The organism is Methanosarcina sp. 2.H.A.1B.4, assembly GCF_000979385.1.
Taxonomy (GTDB): domain Archaea; phylum Halobacteriota; class Methanosarcinia; order Methanosarcinales; family Methanosarcinaceae; genus Methanosarcina.
Window position 1 is genome coordinate 161,228 of sequence record NZ_JJOV01000031.1, and the last position, 17,695, is coordinate 178,922.

The 17,695-nt window shown below is 42.9% G+C and carries 18 protein-coding genes; 8 read left to right on the top strand and 10 right to left on the bottom strand.

Translation table 11 applies throughout. The features are described from left to right. Positions 1–153 precede the first annotated feature (153 nt). Positions 154–1,572: an aspartate kinase gene (locus EO92_RS05130; RefSeq protein WP_048132072.1), complete on the top strand. Its 1,419-nt coding sequence runs from the start codon at positions 154–156 to the stop codon at positions 1,570–1,572. A 22-nt stretch (positions 1,573–1,594) separates the two neighbouring features. Next, entirely contained in the window at positions 1,595–2,602 is a 1,008-nt protein-coding gene (gene purM, locus EO92_RS05135) for a phosphoribosylformylglycinamidine cyclo-ligase (RefSeq protein ID WP_048169840.1), read from the top strand. A 170-nt stretch (positions 2,603–2,772) separates the two neighbouring features. Here the strand turns inward: purM and EO92_RS05140 are convergent, their stop codons facing one another. Both EO92_RS05140 and EO92_RS05145 read right to left on the bottom strand, forming a co-directional pair. Beyond that, the gene (locus EO92_RS05140) at positions 2,773–3,153 is read right to left on the bottom strand and encodes a DUF1894 domain-containing protein (RefSeq protein ID WP_048169782.1); all 381 of its coding nucleotides are present in this window, start codon (positions 3,151–3,153) and stop codon (positions 2,773–2,775) included. Next, positions 3,150–3,584, bottom strand: coding sequence for a DUF1890 domain-containing protein (locus tag EO92_RS05145; RefSeq protein ID WP_235283196.1), 435 nt, complete (start codon positions 3,582–3,584; stop codon positions 3,150–3,152). Before EO92_RS05145 ends, EO92_RS05140 begins: the two co-directional genes overlap by 4 nt. A 541-nt stretch (positions 3,585–4,125) precedes the next feature. Between EO92_RS05145 and EO92_RS05150 the strand changes: the two genes are divergently transcribed. Then, positions 4,126–4,428, top strand: a complete 303-nt coding sequence (locus EO92_RS05150; protein ID WP_048169783.1) for a DUF1894 domain-containing protein — start codon at positions 4,126–4,128, stop codon at positions 4,426–4,428. Positions 4,429–4,643: 215 nt separating this feature from the next. On the opposite strand, the gene EO92_RS05155 is transcribed toward EO92_RS05150, so the two are convergent. The 4 genes from EO92_RS05155 to EO92_RS05170 all read right to left on the bottom strand — a co-directional run bounded on the left by EO92_RS05155 (position 4,644) and on the right by EO92_RS05170 (position 9,015). Next, the gene (locus tag EO92_RS05155) at positions 4,644–5,210 is read right to left on the bottom strand and encodes a hypothetical protein (RefSeq protein ID WP_048169785.1); all 567 of its coding nucleotides are present in this window, start codon (positions 5,208–5,210) and stop codon (positions 4,644–4,646) included. A gap of 52 nt (positions 5,211–5,262) precedes the next feature. Then, positions 5,263–6,450: a hypothetical protein gene (locus EO92_RS05160; protein WP_235283197.1), complete on the bottom strand. Its 1,188-nt coding sequence runs from the start codon at positions 6,448–6,450 to the stop codon at positions 5,263–5,265. A 276-nt stretch (positions 6,451–6,726) separates the two neighbouring features. Then, complete coding sequence (locus EO92_RS05165) at positions 6,727–7,779, bottom strand: hypothetical protein (RefSeq protein WP_048169786.1); 1,053 nt, start codon at positions 7,777–7,779, stop codon at positions 6,727–6,729. Positions 7,780–7,932: 153 nt separating this feature from the next. Further along, positions 7,933–9,015: a hypothetical protein gene (locus EO92_RS05170; protein ID WP_048169787.1), complete on the bottom strand. Its 1,083-nt coding sequence runs from the start codon at positions 9,013–9,015 to the stop codon at positions 7,933–7,935. Positions 9,016–9,346: 331 nt separating this feature from the next. Between EO92_RS05170 and EO92_RS05175 the strand changes: the two genes are divergently transcribed. The 5 genes from EO92_RS05175 to hisC all read left to right on the top strand — a co-directional run bounded on the left by EO92_RS05175 (position 9,347) and on the right by hisC (position 14,039). Beyond that, positions 9,347–9,829 carry a PUA domain-containing protein gene (locus EO92_RS05175; protein ID WP_048169788.1) on the top strand — a complete coding sequence of 161 codons (483 nt, stop codon included), beginning with the start codon at positions 9,347–9,349 and terminating at the stop codon, positions 9,827–9,829. 417 nt (positions 9,830–10,246) lie between these two features. Next, positions 10,247–11,233, top strand: a complete 987-nt coding sequence (locus EO92_RS05180) for a hypothetical protein (protein WP_369793123.1) — start codon at positions 10,247–10,249, stop codon at positions 11,231–11,233. 138 nt (positions 11,234–11,371) lie between these two features. After that, positions 11,372–11,596, top strand: coding sequence for a hypothetical protein (locus EO92_RS05185; RefSeq protein WP_048169790.1), 225 nt, complete (start codon positions 11,372–11,374; stop codon positions 11,594–11,596). A 174-nt stretch (positions 11,597–11,770) separates the two neighbouring features. Next, positions 11,771–12,958 carry an acetylornithine transaminase gene (locus EO92_RS05190; protein WP_048132067.1) on the top strand — a complete coding sequence of 396 codons (1,188 nt, stop codon included), beginning with the start codon at positions 11,771–11,773 and terminating at the stop codon, positions 12,956–12,958. After that, positions 12,939–14,039 carry a histidinol-phosphate transaminase gene (hisC, locus tag EO92_RS05195; RefSeq protein WP_048169792.1) on the top strand — a complete coding sequence of 367 codons (1,101 nt, stop codon included), beginning with the start codon at positions 12,939–12,941 and terminating at the stop codon, positions 14,037–14,039. Before EO92_RS05190 ends, hisC begins: the two co-directional genes overlap by 20 nt. Before the next feature lie 93 nt (positions 14,040–14,132). Here hisC and EO92_RS05200 read toward each other — a convergent pair whose 3' ends face one another. The 4 genes from EO92_RS05200 to artA form a co-directional block, all read right to left on the bottom strand. Then, positions 14,133–14,489: a dihydroneopterin aldolase family protein gene (locus EO92_RS05200; RefSeq protein ID WP_048169794.1), complete on the bottom strand. Its 357-nt coding sequence runs from the start codon at positions 14,487–14,489 to the stop codon at positions 14,133–14,135. 76 nt (positions 14,490–14,565) lie between these two features. Beyond that, positions 14,566–15,294 carry an archaetidylserine synthase gene (locus EO92_RS05205; protein WP_235283199.1) on the bottom strand — a complete coding sequence of 243 codons (729 nt, stop codon included), beginning with the start codon at positions 15,292–15,294 and terminating at the stop codon, positions 14,566–14,568. Between the two features lie 17 nt (positions 15,295–15,311). Then, positions 15,312–15,938 carry a phosphatidylserine decarboxylase gene (locus EO92_RS05210; protein WP_048160497.1) on the bottom strand — a complete coding sequence of 209 codons (627 nt, stop codon included), beginning with the start codon at positions 15,936–15,938 and terminating at the stop codon, positions 15,312–15,314. Positions 15,939–15,943: 5 nt separating this feature from the next. Continuing rightward, positions 15,944–16,813 carry an archaeosortase A gene (gene artA / locus EO92_RS05215; protein ID WP_048132019.1) on the bottom strand — a complete coding sequence of 290 codons (870 nt, stop codon included), beginning with the start codon at positions 16,811–16,813 and terminating at the stop codon, positions 15,944–15,946. Between the last annotated feature and the right edge of the window lie 882 nt (positions 16,814–17,695).

Consider the following 17,695-nt stretch of genomic DNA (forward strand, 5'->3'; position numbering starts at 1 on the left):
CTAATGTCAGATTATAATTAATGCTAATGTCAGATTAGCTGAATACTGATCAGGATGGTCAAAATTAATTAACATCAAAATTGCTAAGAATCACATATAAGAAAAAAGAAAGATTTCGGAATATCCGACTTAATGCCAAAACGTGATCCGATCATGAAAATTATAATGAAATTTGGAGGAACTTCCGTTGGAGACGGAAAAAAGATCCGTCACGTTGCCCAGCTCCTTAAAAGATACTATGAGGAGGGCAACCAGATCGTGGTGGTAACCTCGGCACTCAGTGGAGTAACCGATAGGCTTCTGGAAAATGCTCGCCTTGCCTCAACAAAAGGTAAGGTTTCACTTGTAAAAGAGTTTAGAACAGAGCTTACAAACAAACACCACGAAGCCGTAAGGGATGCCATTGACGACCCCAATGTCGCAAAAGAAGTCCTCCAGACCCTTGACCTCCGGATTGAAGAGCTCGAAAAAGCCCTGATCGGGATCTGCTATCTGGGCGAACTTACCAACAGGTCAATCGACTATATCTCCTCCTATGGGGAGCGTCTGGCAGCTCCGATCGTTTCAGGTGCTGTCCGCTCCCTTGGAATCTCATCAATCGAATACACCGGAGGAGAAGCAGGGATTGTAACTACCTCGGATTACGGAAATGCCCGCCCTCTGGAAAAGACATACGAGCTTGTACCAAAGAGGCTGGGGTGCAGGCTTGAGTCCCATGTCCTTGTGGTCACAGGCTTTATAGGGGAAAATGAAGAAGGGATAATCACCACCCTTGGCAGAAGCGGATCTGATTTCTCGGCTTCCATCCTTGGTGCAGCCCTGAAAGCCGACGAGATCTGGCTCTGGAAAGAAGTTAACGGGATCATGACAACGGACCCGAGAATCGTCTCCGAAGCAAAGACCATCCCGCAGATCTCCTATGCAGAAGCCATGGAGCTCTCTTACTTTGGGGCAAACGTGCTGCACCCTCGCACCATTGAACCTGCAATGCGCGAACATATTCCAGTACGTGTCAAGAACACCTTTGACCCGGAGTTCCCGGGTACACTCGTGGTGGCAGAGAAATTCCAGTGCAAGCACGTGGTAAAAGCAGTAAGCCTGATCAAAAACGTAGCCCTTATTAACATCTCAGGTGCCGAAATGGCAGGGACAGTCGGGACTGTGGCAAGGCTCTTTACCGCACTTGCAAGGGCAGGAGTAAACATCGTTATGATCAGCCAGGGGTCTTCCGAGTCAAATCTCTCTTTTGTGGTCAGTGAGTCACATGTAGAGACTGCATTAAATGCCCTCCATGCCGAGTTCAACCGTGAAATCGTAAAGGAAATCACTTCGGATAAAAATGTCTGTGTGGTCGCGGTTGTGGGTGCCGGTATGGCAGGGACCCCCGGAGTGGCAAAAAGGGTATTCGGGGCACTTGGAAATTCAATGATTAATATTATTATGATCAGCCAGGGATCTTCCCAGTACAACATCTCTTTCGTGGTAAGGGAAGATGAGGCATTTGCCGCAGTCAAAACCCTGCATGACGAATTCAAACTCTACAATGGAAATGGAATTGAAAAACAGCTATGAAGCAGGCAGGAAGGGTAAGAGAGTGAGCGAAAAGCACCTAACATACGCGGATTCGGGCGTGGATATCACAGAAGAAGAAAAAACCGTCAAAACCCTGATCGACAAACTGAGTTATGTTCGAAAAGGAATTGGAGCCCCCCTTACAGGGATAGGTCACTATGCAGGGCTCCTGGACTTCGGGGAGTATGCCCTTGCCATGACAACGGACGGGGTTGGCTCAAAAGTTCTTATTGCAAACGAGATGCAGCGCTGGAACACTGTTGGAATAGACTGCATCGCAATGAACGTTAACGACCTCCTTGCAATAGGGGCTGAACCTGTAGCCTTTGTGGACTACCTGGCCCTGGAAAAGCATGAAGAGGGCTTTGCAGCACAGATAGGAGAAGGGCTGCTGAAAGGAGCCGAAATATCCAGGATGTCCATTGTAGGCGGGGAAACCGCAACCCTGCCTGATATCATCAAAGGTTTTGACCTTGCAGGCACCTGCCTTGGGTATGTCAAAAAAGAGGATGTTATTGAAGGAGGAAAGGTCCAGGTAGGGGATGTGATTGTCGGTATTCCGAGTACAGGAGTCCACAGTAACGGTTACACTCTGGTGAGAAAGATCATAGAGGAATCCGGATACTCTTACCATGACCCCTGCCCCTATGACAGTTCAAAGACCATAGGAGATGACCTCCTGGAACCTACCAGGATCTATATCGAAGTCCTTGATGTCCTTAAAGAATGTGAAGTACACGGGTTTGCCCATATAACAGGCAGCGGGCTTTTGAAACTTAGAAGGGTAACAAAGCTAGGCTTTGACTTTTATGACCCTCTGGAGCCCCAGGAGATTTTCAAACTCCTGCAGAAAGAAGGCGGAGTTGAAGATCTTGAGATGTACAGGACCTTCAATATGGGAATGGGCTTTTTGATCATCCTTCCGGAAAAAGATGCCGCAAAAGCTGCAGAGATTACCGGCGGAAAAATCGTAGGAAAAATCGTGGAAAGCGGGATCAGGGTCAAAGACCTGATAATAGAACAAGAATAATAAGTGTAAAACCCGATTTTGATGTCAATTTAGAGGAAAATGAGGTAAAACTCTCTTCCCCTATATTGAAATCCCTTTTCTGTGGTAATCCTTTTCTGTGAGAATCTTTTTCTGTGGTAATCCTTTTCTGTGATCTTGATCAGGGTAACCACTTGTAATTCAGTTACTTCTTATAAATCTTTTTTCCACATATCCAGGTAACCACCAGAGGGTGCCTTCGGGCTCTCAGGAGGCTTGCCCTTCTTCAGAGAAGCCTTTACTTTTTCCGTCTCCGTCTCCCTGAGCCGACCTATCTCCTTAATGCTGTCCTCGTTGTCTACGGTCAGGACAAAAGTTCCATAGCAGGGCTTTGTGTAGGTGAAGATCAGAGCGTTGCCTTTAGCCCCCAAAGCAATGGGAGGTACTCCTATTATGTGGTAGTCCTTGAAGATCTTGTAGCCGGGGGATACATAGTAAATCTCGTCCGAGTTATTCACAATGTACTCTCTGGCATCCTTGTAAGTTGTCCTATCCAGGAGGATCTCGTACTTCATCTGCTCAATACAGCTCATTTGACTATCTCCTCCATCACTTTGTCCAGCTTGTTCTTGAGACGAACGGGGTTGTGAACATCCTTTGAGACGATCTTTTCACAATCGAACTCGATGGTTTCGGCCAGAGCCTCGGCGTTCCTGCCAAAAACTATGGAGTACAGCCTGGACTGAGAAATGGCGCTCATAGTCGCAGCATAGGTCATTCCGGCATCGTTATGCATAAAGGCGAAGCAGATGTCGAAATCCGTTCTTTTCTCCATAATATCCTCCAGGGTATTATCGAGACTCGCCAGCTTTTTTGCATAATAGCCGTCGGAATCAGAGACCTTCAAAAGCTGGGTTGCTGCACCTGTCCCGGCAACGGTTACATCGAATCCCAATTTAGTCAGCTTATGGGAAAGATACAGAGCAATGCTGGTTTGAATTGGGACCTCCGGACATCCCATCATGAGGAGTACTTTTGCGCCGGTCATAACATTTCATCTCTCATGTATTTTATCTGATGTATTATATCTGATGTCTCTTATGATGTATTTTATCTATAAGAATGGGATATGGCTAACCCTGAATTTTAACCTTTGCAATTGATATTTGGGCGGAAATCCTTGAAATCGGGACAACTTTTTAATTCAACATGTTCATCAGAGTTCCGTGTTTCAATCCCCTAAGGTCTGATTAACCATTACATGTTACACCAGTTTATGTATTAAACTTGTTGAGATCGGTCTTAAAACGGTTCAATCTTCCCACACGCAAAAAGGTTGCAGAAATAATTTGGATTAAATTAAGGATTCCTATAGAGCTCTCTGCCTACAGAGCCCTCTGATTTCTACAGAGCCCTCTTTTACTCTTTTCAGAATGGACTATCTCTATATATCATCCCCCCGTAATTTTAATTTAGAGATTAATTAGCGATCATTTGAGGGCCGTGACAGCTACCAGAATCTTTCTTGCTTAATTTAAAAGAAAAAAATCATAAAAGGTACAAAAATGGTATGTTTAAGCGAATTTGACTATGAGATCCTCCTGAAAAACGCAACCCCCAAAGAGTGTGAAAAAGTTGTAAAGGAACATTCGGAGGATATGTACCTGGTACCCGGAGGGTACGATATAAAAGGTATTTTCCTTCTGGGTACAGCTATACCTGTTGGTTTTTCAGGAAATGACATTCTATTTCAATTCATAAAGCCCTGCTTCGGCCTCTTTGTAATCAGGATGAAAAATGAAGCAGAGGAGATCAAGAAACTTAGAGAGCAGTATAAAAAGGATAAAAATGTAAAGAAGATAAAATAAAGGTTGACAAAAAACTATTATCTATAGCTATTTGTTTTCCCTTTAAAGCTTTTTTTATGTTTATTATCAAGTTTTTACGCTGATTTTCCTGCATTTCTTAGTTTCAGATTACATTTTAGTACCAGGTCACATTTTATTTAAGGTTATATAATACAGAGCGAAGCTTTTGGTCTAAGTTTCACTTTTCAGACCTTCACTTTTCAAGGTTTTACTTTTCAAGGTTTTACTTTTTTCGTACATGAAGCCCTGCACTCAAAGAACCCGGCTGCAGGCAATTCGTGGATTGTGGTTGCAACAATCATGCCTTCTCCGATTTCTTTTACAACCATAACAGGCCTGTCTTTGTCATCCTCAAGAACAACTTCAGCATCGGTTTCTGAGAAATAGCCATCACATCCTGCAGGAGGAATAATGTTTTCGATAAGTTTCTGAGCTTCATGTTCGCCCACGGGATGAGGTGTGCAGGAGTTTTCTTCCATTACGTACTTCAGGGAGAAAGGCAGCCATTCATACTCGTATTCGGGGACAAGAGGGCTGAAGACAAGCAGGGTTCCGCCTTTTGCCACAAATCTTTCAAGGGAACGTTTGCCGCGTTCAAGCCCAACACCTGTTTTCGTATACTGCTTATTTGCAAATCCGGTAGGCAAAATAAGAATTTTACATGCAGGCAGATAAGGAGTACCCAGGGACGTTGAAAGTGCCCTACTGCACTCGAGCCCATATTCAATAAACAGTTTTTCAAAAAGAAGAGGGCTGTCCCAGAGTAGAATTACGTCACTCATGAAAAGTGATAGGAAACTCCCGCATATGAATTTATCCATCTGGGTAAAAAATTCATGGTGTAAAGGATGGCTCAGCCTCCGCATCCACGAGTCCGGATTCGGAGATGTGGCTGAAGTCCATGTTTTTGCTGAATTCGAAAACAATCATGTGGGGGCTTGAAGTGACTGTAAACAGATAACCAATAGAGGCGAAAATATTTGAGTAGTACCGTATGAAGCGTTCACAAACTTTTCTATCAGAGTAATCGTGAATCAATTTAACATATTCATTGCCTTTCTCAGTACAGACCTCAATATCGCTTCCTATACTGTCAGTAAGGTAAAGTTCTTTAAAAATCATTATGTGCTCTGCAAGGGTGAAAGTCTCCGGCGGTTTGCCTGCAAGCAATTCAAATTCTCTTGCCATGTCGTCAACTGAAGGAAGATTTCCTGAGACAAATGCTTCAAAAACTTTTTTGTTCATGTTGAGCCGCTGGTAGTTCTGCTGCCTGTAGATCTTGATAAGGTTTTTCCAGAGCTCCGGCCGTCTCTGAACCTCCCGGAAAGTACCTTCCATTGACCCGAAATGTTCTTCAAACCCTTTCGGGACTTTTTCATAATTAAGGAACTCGACCCGCCTAAAATAGATTTTAGTTACATTGGACCTGTTGAAGAGTCCCTGTACGTCCAGTTTCATCTGCTTTGCCAGATAGAGAGCAAGGCTCTGGGCAATTACTCCCCTGAAACAGGGGTTGCCGTTTGAAAGGGTCAGGATTACAGTTTCCGGTTCCGGGCTTCCAGTGCATTCAGCGTTAACTTTAATTCTCCAGCCCATTTTATCATTTAGTGCGTTTACGTAACTAACAAAATCAGGAACTTTTTTAATAGTACATGGGTTTATTAACTCATATACAGTCGATTCTTCAATAAGCAGGCCTGAGGTTTTCTTAATAAACCACTCAAGCATGGTATGATGGATAAGCAAAAATTCTTCTTCCTCAACCATTTTATTACGTGATTCAGCATTCTTTGAAGCATTACTTGAGTCTTTTTCTCCCCTCTCATTCTTATTTGTATCAAGAGCCTGAGAGGCGATTTCGATAGAATCCCTTATCGCTGCACTTAAGTTTCCATTGTTTTTGTCCAGAAAGGGCTTTAATTTGTCTATATAGCATTGATCAATCGAGATGTTTTTGCGGACTATCAAGCGGACTTCCTCTTTTCCCTTTTTGGAAGCACAGGAAATTGGGACTTTTCTCATCCCCCGTACTTTTCCATTTTTATGAATCAGTATTAGATTGTAGCTTCTACTTATTAATTTTTTTGCTAGAAGAAAGAACCGAAAATGTATATATGCAGAGGAAGAGTTCAAGAAGAAAAAAGACAAGAAAACAGTTACATACGAAATAAAAATAGCAAAAATAACAACAGACTAAAAGTTCCGTTTACGCGAACAAGTGAGCCAAATTATTTAGTTTGTAAGAGAAATCAGAAGGAAGAGAAATTTCAATATTTGCAGTTACGGGAAGGATAGACATTAACAGGTGTCTGCGAACTCGATAATAATAAGATTTGATACGGTCCTGACATCAATTATATAACCTGCTGTCTGAAATATATTTGAAAATAGCTTTACAAGTTTCGCAATAGCAATTTCTTCGGAAAATTGATGTCGAATTTTTAGAATTATTTTTCCTCTATCAACTGTCCTTTCAACATCATTTGCAAGATTGGTAACATAAATTAATTTTTTGAAAATGGCAAACAGTTCGTAAAGCGGAATTTCCTGAATAGGCTTGCCTGCAGATACCTCAAAAAAGCTTATCACATCAGGAATCTCCCCGGAAAGAAATATTTCAAAGACGTCCTTGTTAAGATTTATCCGCTGATATCTCTGCAGTTTGTATCTTTCCACCAGGGAGATCCAGAATTCCGGCTTGCTTCTAATTTCTTTAAGAGTATAGTCAAGAGTTCCGAAGTTCTTTCTGATCCCCGGAGGAACCTCCATGTCAGACCTGTATTCTTTGAGAAAAATTCTGATAGAATTGGATTTCCGATGGACAAAAGAAACATCCAGGTTCAGATAACGACCCAGAAAGATAGAGATTGCCTCAGCAATAAAAGCTCTTAAACTGGGATCTCCGTTTTCAAGCACTATTACCTCGGTTTTATCCTCCTCCCAGGTGTTGATGGAAACTTCAATTTCCCATCCCATATTCCGGCTACGTGTATTGAGATACTCCAGAAGATCAGAAACATTTTTTATCTGATACGGATTGAAAAATTCACTTACAAGTTCATCATCTATCAATATCCCATCAGTATTTTCAATAAACCACCTGAATGAAAGCTGGCTAATCAATATACACTCTCCGCTCTCGATCAGACTGTTGCGAATTTCAGGATACTTTGTTGAACCCTGTGTAAAATATTCCAGGGCGTTTTCTACTGACCCGTGTCCCTGAAGGGCAGCATCTGCAAGCTCTATTGCATCCCTGATTGCAGCACTCAGGTTCCCGTTGTTTTTGTCCAGAAAGGGCTGTAGTTTCTGGAGGTATTCATCTTCCATAGAAACGTTTTTGCGAATCAAAGGTCATCCCTGCTTTATAAAGAGTGCTTTTCAACAAACAACCTGACAGTGCCGGTACACTATGAGCTTAAAGACTACAAGCAAGTTTACAAGAGCCGTGCATATATATATAAAAGTTGTTATTTTATATTAAGAATCCATAACTTGGGAACCTTACACAACATCTCGTTTTGAAGTATCAGGAAGAGTGAAATCAAACATAATGAGTTCGGATACGTAACTCACACTGAAGTTGTGCCAGCCGGAATTAAATACATTGGAAAACAGCTGAATCAGTGTTAAAACCACGCTCTCTTCAGAATAATTATGCCGGATTTTTATATTCTCTTTTCCTTTCTCAGCACATATTTCCACGTCATCCACTAGCTGGGAGGCAACTACAAGGTATTTAAAGAGAGGGAGCAGTTCCGAAAGAGGAATCTCACGGAGGGGACGGTCGGCTTTAATCTCAAAATATTTTGTTATATCCGGAAGATTTCCTGCTACCAGGGCTTCAAAAAAGTTCTTATCCAGGTTTACCCTCTGATAATTGAATTTTTTGTAAAGATCCGCAAGCGTTACCCAGAAATCAGGTTTTCGTTCAATTTCCCTATACAGGAGATCTTTGGAACCGAAGTGTTTACTCAAGCCAGGAGCTTTTTCCTGCAGGTCATGCCGAAAAAAACTTTTCAGGTATATGGTAATTGAATTGGACTTCCGGTGTACAGCCTCAACGTCAAAATTCATCCAGCGCGCAAGGAAGATGCAGACTATCCCTACAAGAAACTCACGGAAGTCCCGATCTCCGCCGATGAAATCCATGGTGAAGGATTCGGGTTCGACTTCTTCCTTGAAGGAACACGAGACTTCTATTTTCCAGCCCATGCTTTTACTGCCGCAGTTAAGGAATTCCTTTAACTCGGGAACTGTAGTGAGGAGGTAAGGATTAAGCAGTTCGTGGACAACATCCTCATCCATAAGTTTGCCGGAACTGCTTTTAACAAGCCATTTCATAGTCTTCTGGCTCATCATTACACATTCGCCGCTCTGAATAAGCTGTTCCCTTATCTCAGGGAAACTTTTCCTTTTACTCAGGTTTTCAGCGATCTCATATGGAGTTCCATGGCTTTCAGGGCCAGGACTGGACAGGTCAATGACTTCACGTATAGCTGCGCTTAAATTTCCTCCATATTTTTCCAGCAGAGGCTGGAGTTTTAGGAGGTGAGCTTCATCTAAAGAAACGTTTTTTCGAATCAACAAAATCCTCGGGTTTTCGTTTTTAAAATGTGGTTGGTGCTGGAGAGATTCCGTTTGCAGGATTTCAGCACCTGAGGGTCCCTGAGAGTTATATTTATAGCCCTCTTTCAAATCAGGCAATTAATTACCTATTATTTACATTCAAGAATTACTTATTATTTACATCAGGACGAAATTTGTACTTCCAGACAGTTACTGGTTAAAATATACAAAATATAAATAATTAATTATTTCATATAGAAAATATAAATTTAATGATCTCCCGGAAGTTTATTTTTGGAAGTATGGATGACCGGAACGGCTTTAAGGTCTGCATATATTATTTACCCTCATGAACTGCAATGTAGAAAGACTTTCGAGGGTCCGTATGATTGCGGATTACCAGTTCGGAAAAGGTACAGGAAAAGAGCTTTTCCCTGACGGATCAACGTTCCAGTTATCAAGGACAAAAAGAGTACGCCAGGTCTTGCACTCAGGTAATAGAATTGCAACAGCCAGAGCAAAGGATGGCTTTTTCACGCTCAGTATTGAAGGAGCTTCCATAGTCCACAGGCTTCTTCCCGGGAAAAGGCTCAGGGTAGTTGTTTCGGAAGATGCTGTTCCTTTTGTGGAGGCAGGCAAAACCGCTTTTGCAAAGCATGTAATTGAGATTGATCCTGAACTCCGTGCAGGAGAAGAAGTACTTATTACAGATAAAGCAGACAGGTTGCTTGCAACAGGGCAGTTGCTCTTATCCCCTGCAGAGATCCTGTCTCTTGACAGCGGGGCAGCTGTAGATGTACGGGTAGGAACTGCTTCGAAAAAAGAAGAATGACCCATCCATGTCGGAAAAGGGGAAGCAAAAAGGTATTTTTACATTTTATACGAATTTTCATAGATCTAGATATAATATATAAGGAGTTATCTTTACTGCTCAAAAATGCCAGCATAAGCGGAAAAAATGGATAAGAATATATCATAGATAGTTATTTTTGAATGAATACTACTCGCAAAATAAATAATTGTGTTTTCAGCACCGTGGTTTTAAAAACCACACTCTGAAACCTACACCAGATAACAGAAAACAGTTTCCCCGGAGAGTGAAAGTATCTCAGAGCCCGAGCAGATCCTAAAGCATCTTCTGGTTCCCGATAATACCAGAATAGAAACAAACAGGATTATAGTTGAGGGAGACGTTATTATCGGCAACCACTCCAGTATCCAGTACGGCATATCTGGAGATATGGTCATTATGGGAGAAGGGGTTGCAGTTTCCGGAGACGTGATAGCGTGCTCTGATGCCAGGATTGACATGTGGTCAAAAATGGGGGGCAGGGTAGAAGTCGGCAGAAACGCCTATCTAGGAGAATTCGTTGCCATTGATGGAAAACTGACCGTCGAAGGGGACCTGGACGTAGGAAAGGAAGTCAAAATCAAAGGTGGGTTTGAAGCCAAAGGCTGGATAGTTGTCAGGAACCCGGTCCCTGTAATCATATTTTTGTTTCTGTACATCAGGGAGATGATGCGCCTTGGAAAGGGAGAGGAAGTAGAAAAAGCCCTTGAAGAGCTTTTTGACGACTCCGAAGAGGACCTGGAGTCTGATGGGAAGGAGCCCGCTGAAAAAATACTTATCATACCCACAGGCACAAAAATAGCTCCTGAAGCCATTGAAGTTGGTGGAGACGCGGTTATCGGAAGCAACTGTTATCTAATAGGAAATTTAAGGGCACAATCTGTCGAAACCGGAAAAGACCTGATCCTGAAGGGAAGCGTTTATTCCGAGGGTAAGATCAGCATAGGAGAAAGCAGCACTATCTATGGGAATCTATCTTCAAAAGGACAGGTACATATTGGCCGTAATACCAGAGTCTTTGGGGGAATAAAAGCCGAGTCCGTCTTGTTGCATGAAAATGCAAGGGTAGACGGTACGATAAAGGCACCATCGGGAGTATCTTTCTTACGGGAAGCCGGAGAAAAGCCAGTTCTTGCAGATGTTAACGCTTTAGGGAAAGTGATTCCAAGAGAAACAAAGGAAGCTTTACCTCAAGATGGGCTTCTGAAAGCTCTGGACATAATTGAGATAGACTCACTCATAAAAACCAGTGCAAAAGCTAAAAACGGCTTTGTACCAGGCAGGGGAGAAAATTCTGCCAGGACCACGGCGTTAGGAAGGACCCGGCGCACTGGAGGAGTGAGAAGATTAAGAAGAAGGCATGAAGCCGGAGAGCACCAGAGCTGATCATAATTCCGGCTTACATCCGGATCTCCTGAATCCAGAATTCTTCTACTCAGAATTTTTTCAGGGAGGCTGCTCCTGAAACATTGAATATTTCTGTGAATCCTGATTTTGTTATTATGCAGGAAAATTCCATAGAAAATGGAAAAAATAATGCAGAAAATTTTCTTTTTTCAGAGAGAGCAGCAAATAGTCAGTAATATTCTTAGGGGATCAGGGAATCTTAGGGAATCAGGGATTCTTAGGGAATCGGGGATTCTTAGGGAATCAGGGATTCTTAGGGGATCAGGGAATCTTAGGGAATCAGGGAATCTTAGGGAATCAGGGAATTATCTGGTTTTTGGTGAAGGTAGGGGAAAAATTTAAACTGAGAAATTAGTTAATCAGGAAATTATAAAATCCAGAGATAAAGTCCTTTAGAAATCAGCAGTCCATTAAGATAATAAATACCACTGAAACACTAATTAAATCCTCAGATAAATTTTCAAGGCTAAACTTTAAAATAAGCTTATGATCACAAATTCAAGGAAAGGAATTCACTTGACAGAAAACATTATTGAATCCGGCGACCTGCAGGCAAGGTATAATTCCGTTATAGAAAAAGACTCAAAGTATGTAATGCAGACTTATGGACACCAGCCCCTTGTGCTTTCAAAGGGTAAGGGAGCGGTTGTCCAGGATATTTACGGAAAAGAGTATATCGACTGCGTGGCAGGCATCGCGGTAAACAATGTAGGGCACTGCCACCCGACAGTTGTTAAAGCAATCCAGGCACAGGCCGAAAAACTGATTCATGTTTCCAATCTCTATTATACTGAAATCCAGGCAGAATTTGCGGAAACCCTTGCCTCGATTACAGGCATGGAGCGCGTCTTTTTCTGTAACTCTGGAGCTGAATCCGTAGAAGCTGCAATGAAACTGGCTCGCGTGGCTTCGGGAAAAGGCGCCTTTGTAGCAGCCGAACACTCCTTCCACGGCAGGACTATAGGAGCCCTCAGCGTGACCCACAAAAGCATGTACAGGGACCCCTTCATGCCGCCTGTAAGTTCAGAGACTACATTTGTTCCCTATTCCGATGCCAACGCAATCAGGCAGGCAATTAATGAAAATACTGCAGCAGTGATCCTTGAGCCCATTCAGGGTGAAGGCGGGGTAAACATACCGGACCCCGGATACTTAAAAGAAGTAAGGGAGATCTGTGATGAAACCGGCACCCTCCTTATCTTTGATGAAGTGCAAACCGGCTTTGGAAGGACAGGGACCTGGTTCTGCAAAGAGCAGTTCGGAGTCGAACCTGACATTATGAGCATGGCAAAAGCCTTAGGAGGAGGGCTCCCCATGGGTGCCATTGCAGCTCGTAGCGGGCTAAGTTTCGGGCGCGGACAGCATGCTTCTACCTTCGGAGGCGGCCCTCTTGTCTGTGCGGCAGCTCTTGCTTCTATCCAGGCAATAAAGGAAGAAAAGCTTCTGGAGCGCTCAAAGGAAATGGGAGCTTATTTCATGGAAAAGCTCTCAGGCATGGCAAGGGACGATGTTGTGGAAGTCCGCGGGAAAGGGCTTATGATAGGAGTTGAAATCAAGTACCCCTGCGGTAAATTTGTAGACTTTGCAAGGGAACACGGCGTGCTTGTAAACTGCACCTCGGACTCAGTACTCCGCCTTGTCCCTCCACTTGTGATTACGAAAGAGCAGATCGATACGGTAGTTGATGTTCTTGAGCAGGCCTGAACTGATAAAAAAAGAAATTTTTGATATTGCAGAGTACGTTCCCGGAAAGTCCATAGAAGAGATAGCTTCGGCTTACGGGCTTAATCCCAGATCGATTATCAAACTGGGCTCAAACGAAAACCCCCTGGGTCCCTCCCCGAGAGCTGTCCAGGCTCTTGTAGAGGCAGCCCCAGGAGCAAATATCTACCCTTCAGCAGATGCACGGGAACTGAGAGAAGCCCTCTCTAAATACACAGGTTTTCCTGTATCAAACATTGTCGCCTCCGGACCCGGAATGGATGGGCTTCTAGATGGGCTTTGCAGGATAATCATTGAAAAGGGAGACGAGGTTATTATCCCTACCCCGACCTTTGCATATTACGAATTGCCTGCCAGAGCCTGCGGTGGAAAACCAATATTTGTCAGGCGGAACCCCGACTTTTCCCTGGACCCTGAAAAGGTCCTTGAAGCCGTATCTTCCCGGACAAAGATTATTTTCCTCTGCTCCCCAAACAATCCTTCAGGCAACCTCCTTCCCGAAGCTGACCTGAGGAAAATCGTTGAAAATACCCATGCCCTTGTGTTTGTGGACGAAGCGTATGTTGAATTTGCGGACGGGAACCTTGCAGGGCTTGTAAGGGAATATGACAACCTTGCAATTGGAAGAACCTTTTCCAAGGTATTCGGGCTTGCAGGGCTGCGTCTGGGCTATGGGATAATGCCTGAATGGCTTGTAAAGGAGTATTCAAGGGCAGCCACCCCATTTTCGGTAAGCCTCCCGGCTTTAAGGGCAGGAGTAGCCGCACTTTCGGATACAGACCACCTGAATAAAAGCATAAATCTTGCAAGGGAAGGCAGAGAATACCTGATAAAAAAGATCCCATTTACGGTTTATCCTTCACAGGCAAACTTCGTACTTGTAGATGTTGCTCCTTTGAAAGCAAAAAAGATCACGGAAAGCCTTATGATGAAAGGAATAATCGTGCGCTCATGTGATTCTTTCAGGGAAGCTGGAGATTCTTTTATCAGGGTAACGGTCGGCACCCCTGAACAGAATGAAAAGGTAGTCAGGGCTTTTGAAATTTCAAAAAAAGAGGTTTAAAAACCCCTGATTCCCTTAAATTAAATATTTAATTTTTTAGGCATTTAAATTCTTAATTTTCTTCAATTTTTTAAGTTTATTTGGCCCTTAATTTTATTCGATATCCTCAATTTTCATCAATGGATAATTCAGTTCAGAATCGAATTCCATCGCAACTTTCACCCGTGAAGAGCCGTATTTTACAGTGATTTTAACTTCAAGCATGGGTCCCTGAAGTTCGGTGTATCCGAACTCACTGTTTAACTTACTTTTTAAGAGATCCCGGTCGATTTTCACGGAAATGCTTTCCACAAAAGGCTGAACTGAAATGCTTTCCTGGATAGCCTGCTCAAGGCTCGAAACTGTTTTAAGGTTTACTGGAGACCCCGTAAATTGATGGTAGAGAGCTCCCAGTTTTATTCCTGCTTCGAAGAATGCGTTATCCCTATCGGTTATTTTGTTTCCGGTCAAATAAACTTCTCCTTGTTAATTCAATGTGCCAGTGAGAAACTATAGTAATCTTTGTATAGTAACCTTTGAACTGGCTTTAATGCTTTTCTTTCCGCCCTCCGGCTTTCAGTCCCTTTTTGTTCCCGTAATCTTTACTGCTAACAGCGCTAATCAGAGGGATCTTCAAGAAAGGAGAAAACAGGTAGGTCAACATCAGAATAAAGGGCAGGAAAGAAAAAAACCGCATATACTGGAGATCAATAAAGTACAGAAAACCAGTTATCCCGAAAACCGCAGCTACGAAAGCCAGGACCTTGATATTCCTTATCTTCGGATAATTTACGGAACTCACCATAAGGATAGAAAGAGCAAGAGTCAGAGCCAGCAGGAAATCTATCCTCACGATACTTTCGCCAAGCAAAAGGTACGTAACCAGCATAATGCAGCCTGCGGTGATAGGAAGCCCTTCAAATCCTGTCTTCGGGGTAGATATCGTAGAATTAAAACGAGCGAGCCTGAGCACACCACATACAGCATAAAAAACTGCAAATATCGCGACAAGAGGTTCGTTTTCCCCGAATTCCAGGAATATGAGAAGAGCAGGGGCAACCCCAAAAGAGACTGTATCTGCCAGGGAGTCAAGTTGCTCCCCGAGTTCTCCCCCTTTGAATCTGCGAGCAATGTATCCGTCCGCCCCATCTGCAACTGCCGCAATCAGGAGTAAGATCAAAGCAAAGCCAAAAGAGTTACTCTGGGCAGCTACTGCAATGGAGCCAATCCCGCAGATCAGGTTCAAAAGAGAGACCAGGTCCGGGAGTCTTAACATTTGAAATACGTTCATATTCAAAAGTCCCTGTCATTTTTTATTGTTGCTATAACGGTCTTGCCTGCAAGTACCCGCTCCCCTTTACAAACTGTAATGTCGAAATCATGAGGAATTGTTACGTCGACTCTGGACCCAAAACGGATCATTCCGATACGCTGACCCTGTTCGACAGTGTCATTCACATTTGAATATGTGACAATTCTGCGGGCGATGGTGCCTGCAATCTGTGTGACCTGTACATCCCCGTACTTGCTATGGATAAGGAACTCGTTTCTTTCATTCCTTTCCGAATCCTTACAAAAAGCAGGGAGATAACCACCTTTCTTGTAGGTAATTTCCCTGATTCGTCCGGAAATCGGAGCTCTGTTTACATGTACATTCTGAAGGAACATAAAAATGCAGATTTTCCTGTCCCTGATATCGATAATCGTACCATCGGCAGGGGAGATCATATAAGCGTCAGAGACTTCTACCTTTCTTTCGGGATCCCTGAAAAAGATAACCATAAAGAAAGTTAATGCCATCCCCATATAAGCTGCATGATTAAGAAAGGGTAAACTATTCGTTGCCCTTGAGAGAATTGCAAACAGGGCAGTTACAGACGCAGCTGTAAAAAGCCAGGGTTCAGATCCTTTTGCGATCATTGATCTCATTCCCCAGCAAATCTATGCAGAAGATATTTCAATTCTTCGGAAAGTATGACCCAAAGGCCGTCGATCATTCCCAGCAACTCAGGCAGAATCTTGAGTACTGCATATGAAATTGCAAAGAGAGCGATCCCTGACCCTGCCTTTGCAATGTAGTTGTGGGCAATTATGAAACTATCAGCACCAAACCACTGTTCTCCATAAGCTACAACCACAAAAATATCCCTGATAAGGTTGAGCACATAGATCACAGGTACGGATACGATGAAAGCCATGACCAGACGATTCAGGGGAGCTTTAACCGCACCTATTAGCCCCATAAAAAGAGCAATGCTTTCAATTGCAGTACAGGCCAGGATAATCTCAACCGTATACCCATTAAGGGTTATCATATTCCATGCTTTCATGTATGCCGGGATATCGAAGTACTGAAGAACCCAGATAACCTGTGAGGTAACGTTGCCAATTATCCAGGTGTTCAGGGAAGAGAAATTTGCAAACGGGAAATAAACAAGAGCACCAAGGGCACTTGCACTTGTAATCATTGAAGTTATGTCAAGGGAATCTCCCGCAATCTGAGTTGAAACTTCCGAGTGCATCACTTCTCTATTCTTTTTTATAAGGAGAGGGCCTTCCCTGTACTCCCTAAACATGATATATGCCATAAGTAAGCAGAACAGGGCAAATACAAATGTAAGGCCCACATTGGCATAGTCCAGGGTCTCAATGTAGTGGAGAGGCTGGTAACCCCAATGGATGGAAAAAACACCCCACCCTATACCCCCTACCAGTTTATGAACTCTTGAGGTTCTGGGGATAACGGATGACGCAATCATTAACCCAACTGCGAGCCAGAGTACACTTTCTATCATTTTTCACGCACCTTTTTGCCTGGGATGAAAACATTCCAGATTCTATAGTTCTTCTGTGATATTGGAAAATCCCAAGCAAATTCTGAAGTTTCCGGAAAGTAGAACATGAAATTCTCTAAAATAATTAATAGATTTCCATAGAGCTTCTACAAAGGACTTAAAGTTTTCATAACCATAAGTATTAAGGAATTCAAAGGTTATGGATTTTACTTTCTGATATAACGAATTTACAGTCTTGCGAATTATTACCCCCTGAGAAGCCATGCTAGGGCACTGGCAGATACAACCTGAAAGTAAATATCTACCAGATGAGGCAATCCCAGTATTATAATGTAGACGGTTTCAGGTTAGGTAACTATTCATTGGTCATCGGTTAAGGAATTTTCTTGCCCTAAAGCTATCGATTTTGTACTGGAAGCCAACCTTAAGTTTTGGCATAATTACATGAAATCGATACCTTGTTCCGGCCTCCAATTGAATCAAATATTTGACAAATGTTGTGGAAGTGGAGGCAATTTATCACGATTCATCACTTAACCGAAGACGCATGGGTAACTATTGAGTATTATGGATTACAGGCATCTGACCTAACTCTAGATATATAAATACCTGCCCAGATTTCTGCAGTCAGGCATTTGAGGATGTTAAGAACCCTGTAGATAGATAACAAATTAGTATTGTAGATAGATAACAAATTACTATTATAGAAAAATAACGGATTATAAAGCATTTCCATATACAAGGAAAAATTACCCAGATTAAAAAGTTCTGAAAAAATATATAAAGAGCTTTTTGGGAATGTGACGGCTCCCGACAATGAATTGGCAGGCATCTAAGGGATTGCACCTATGCTATACCGCCCTAGAGCAAATAATGTTTGTC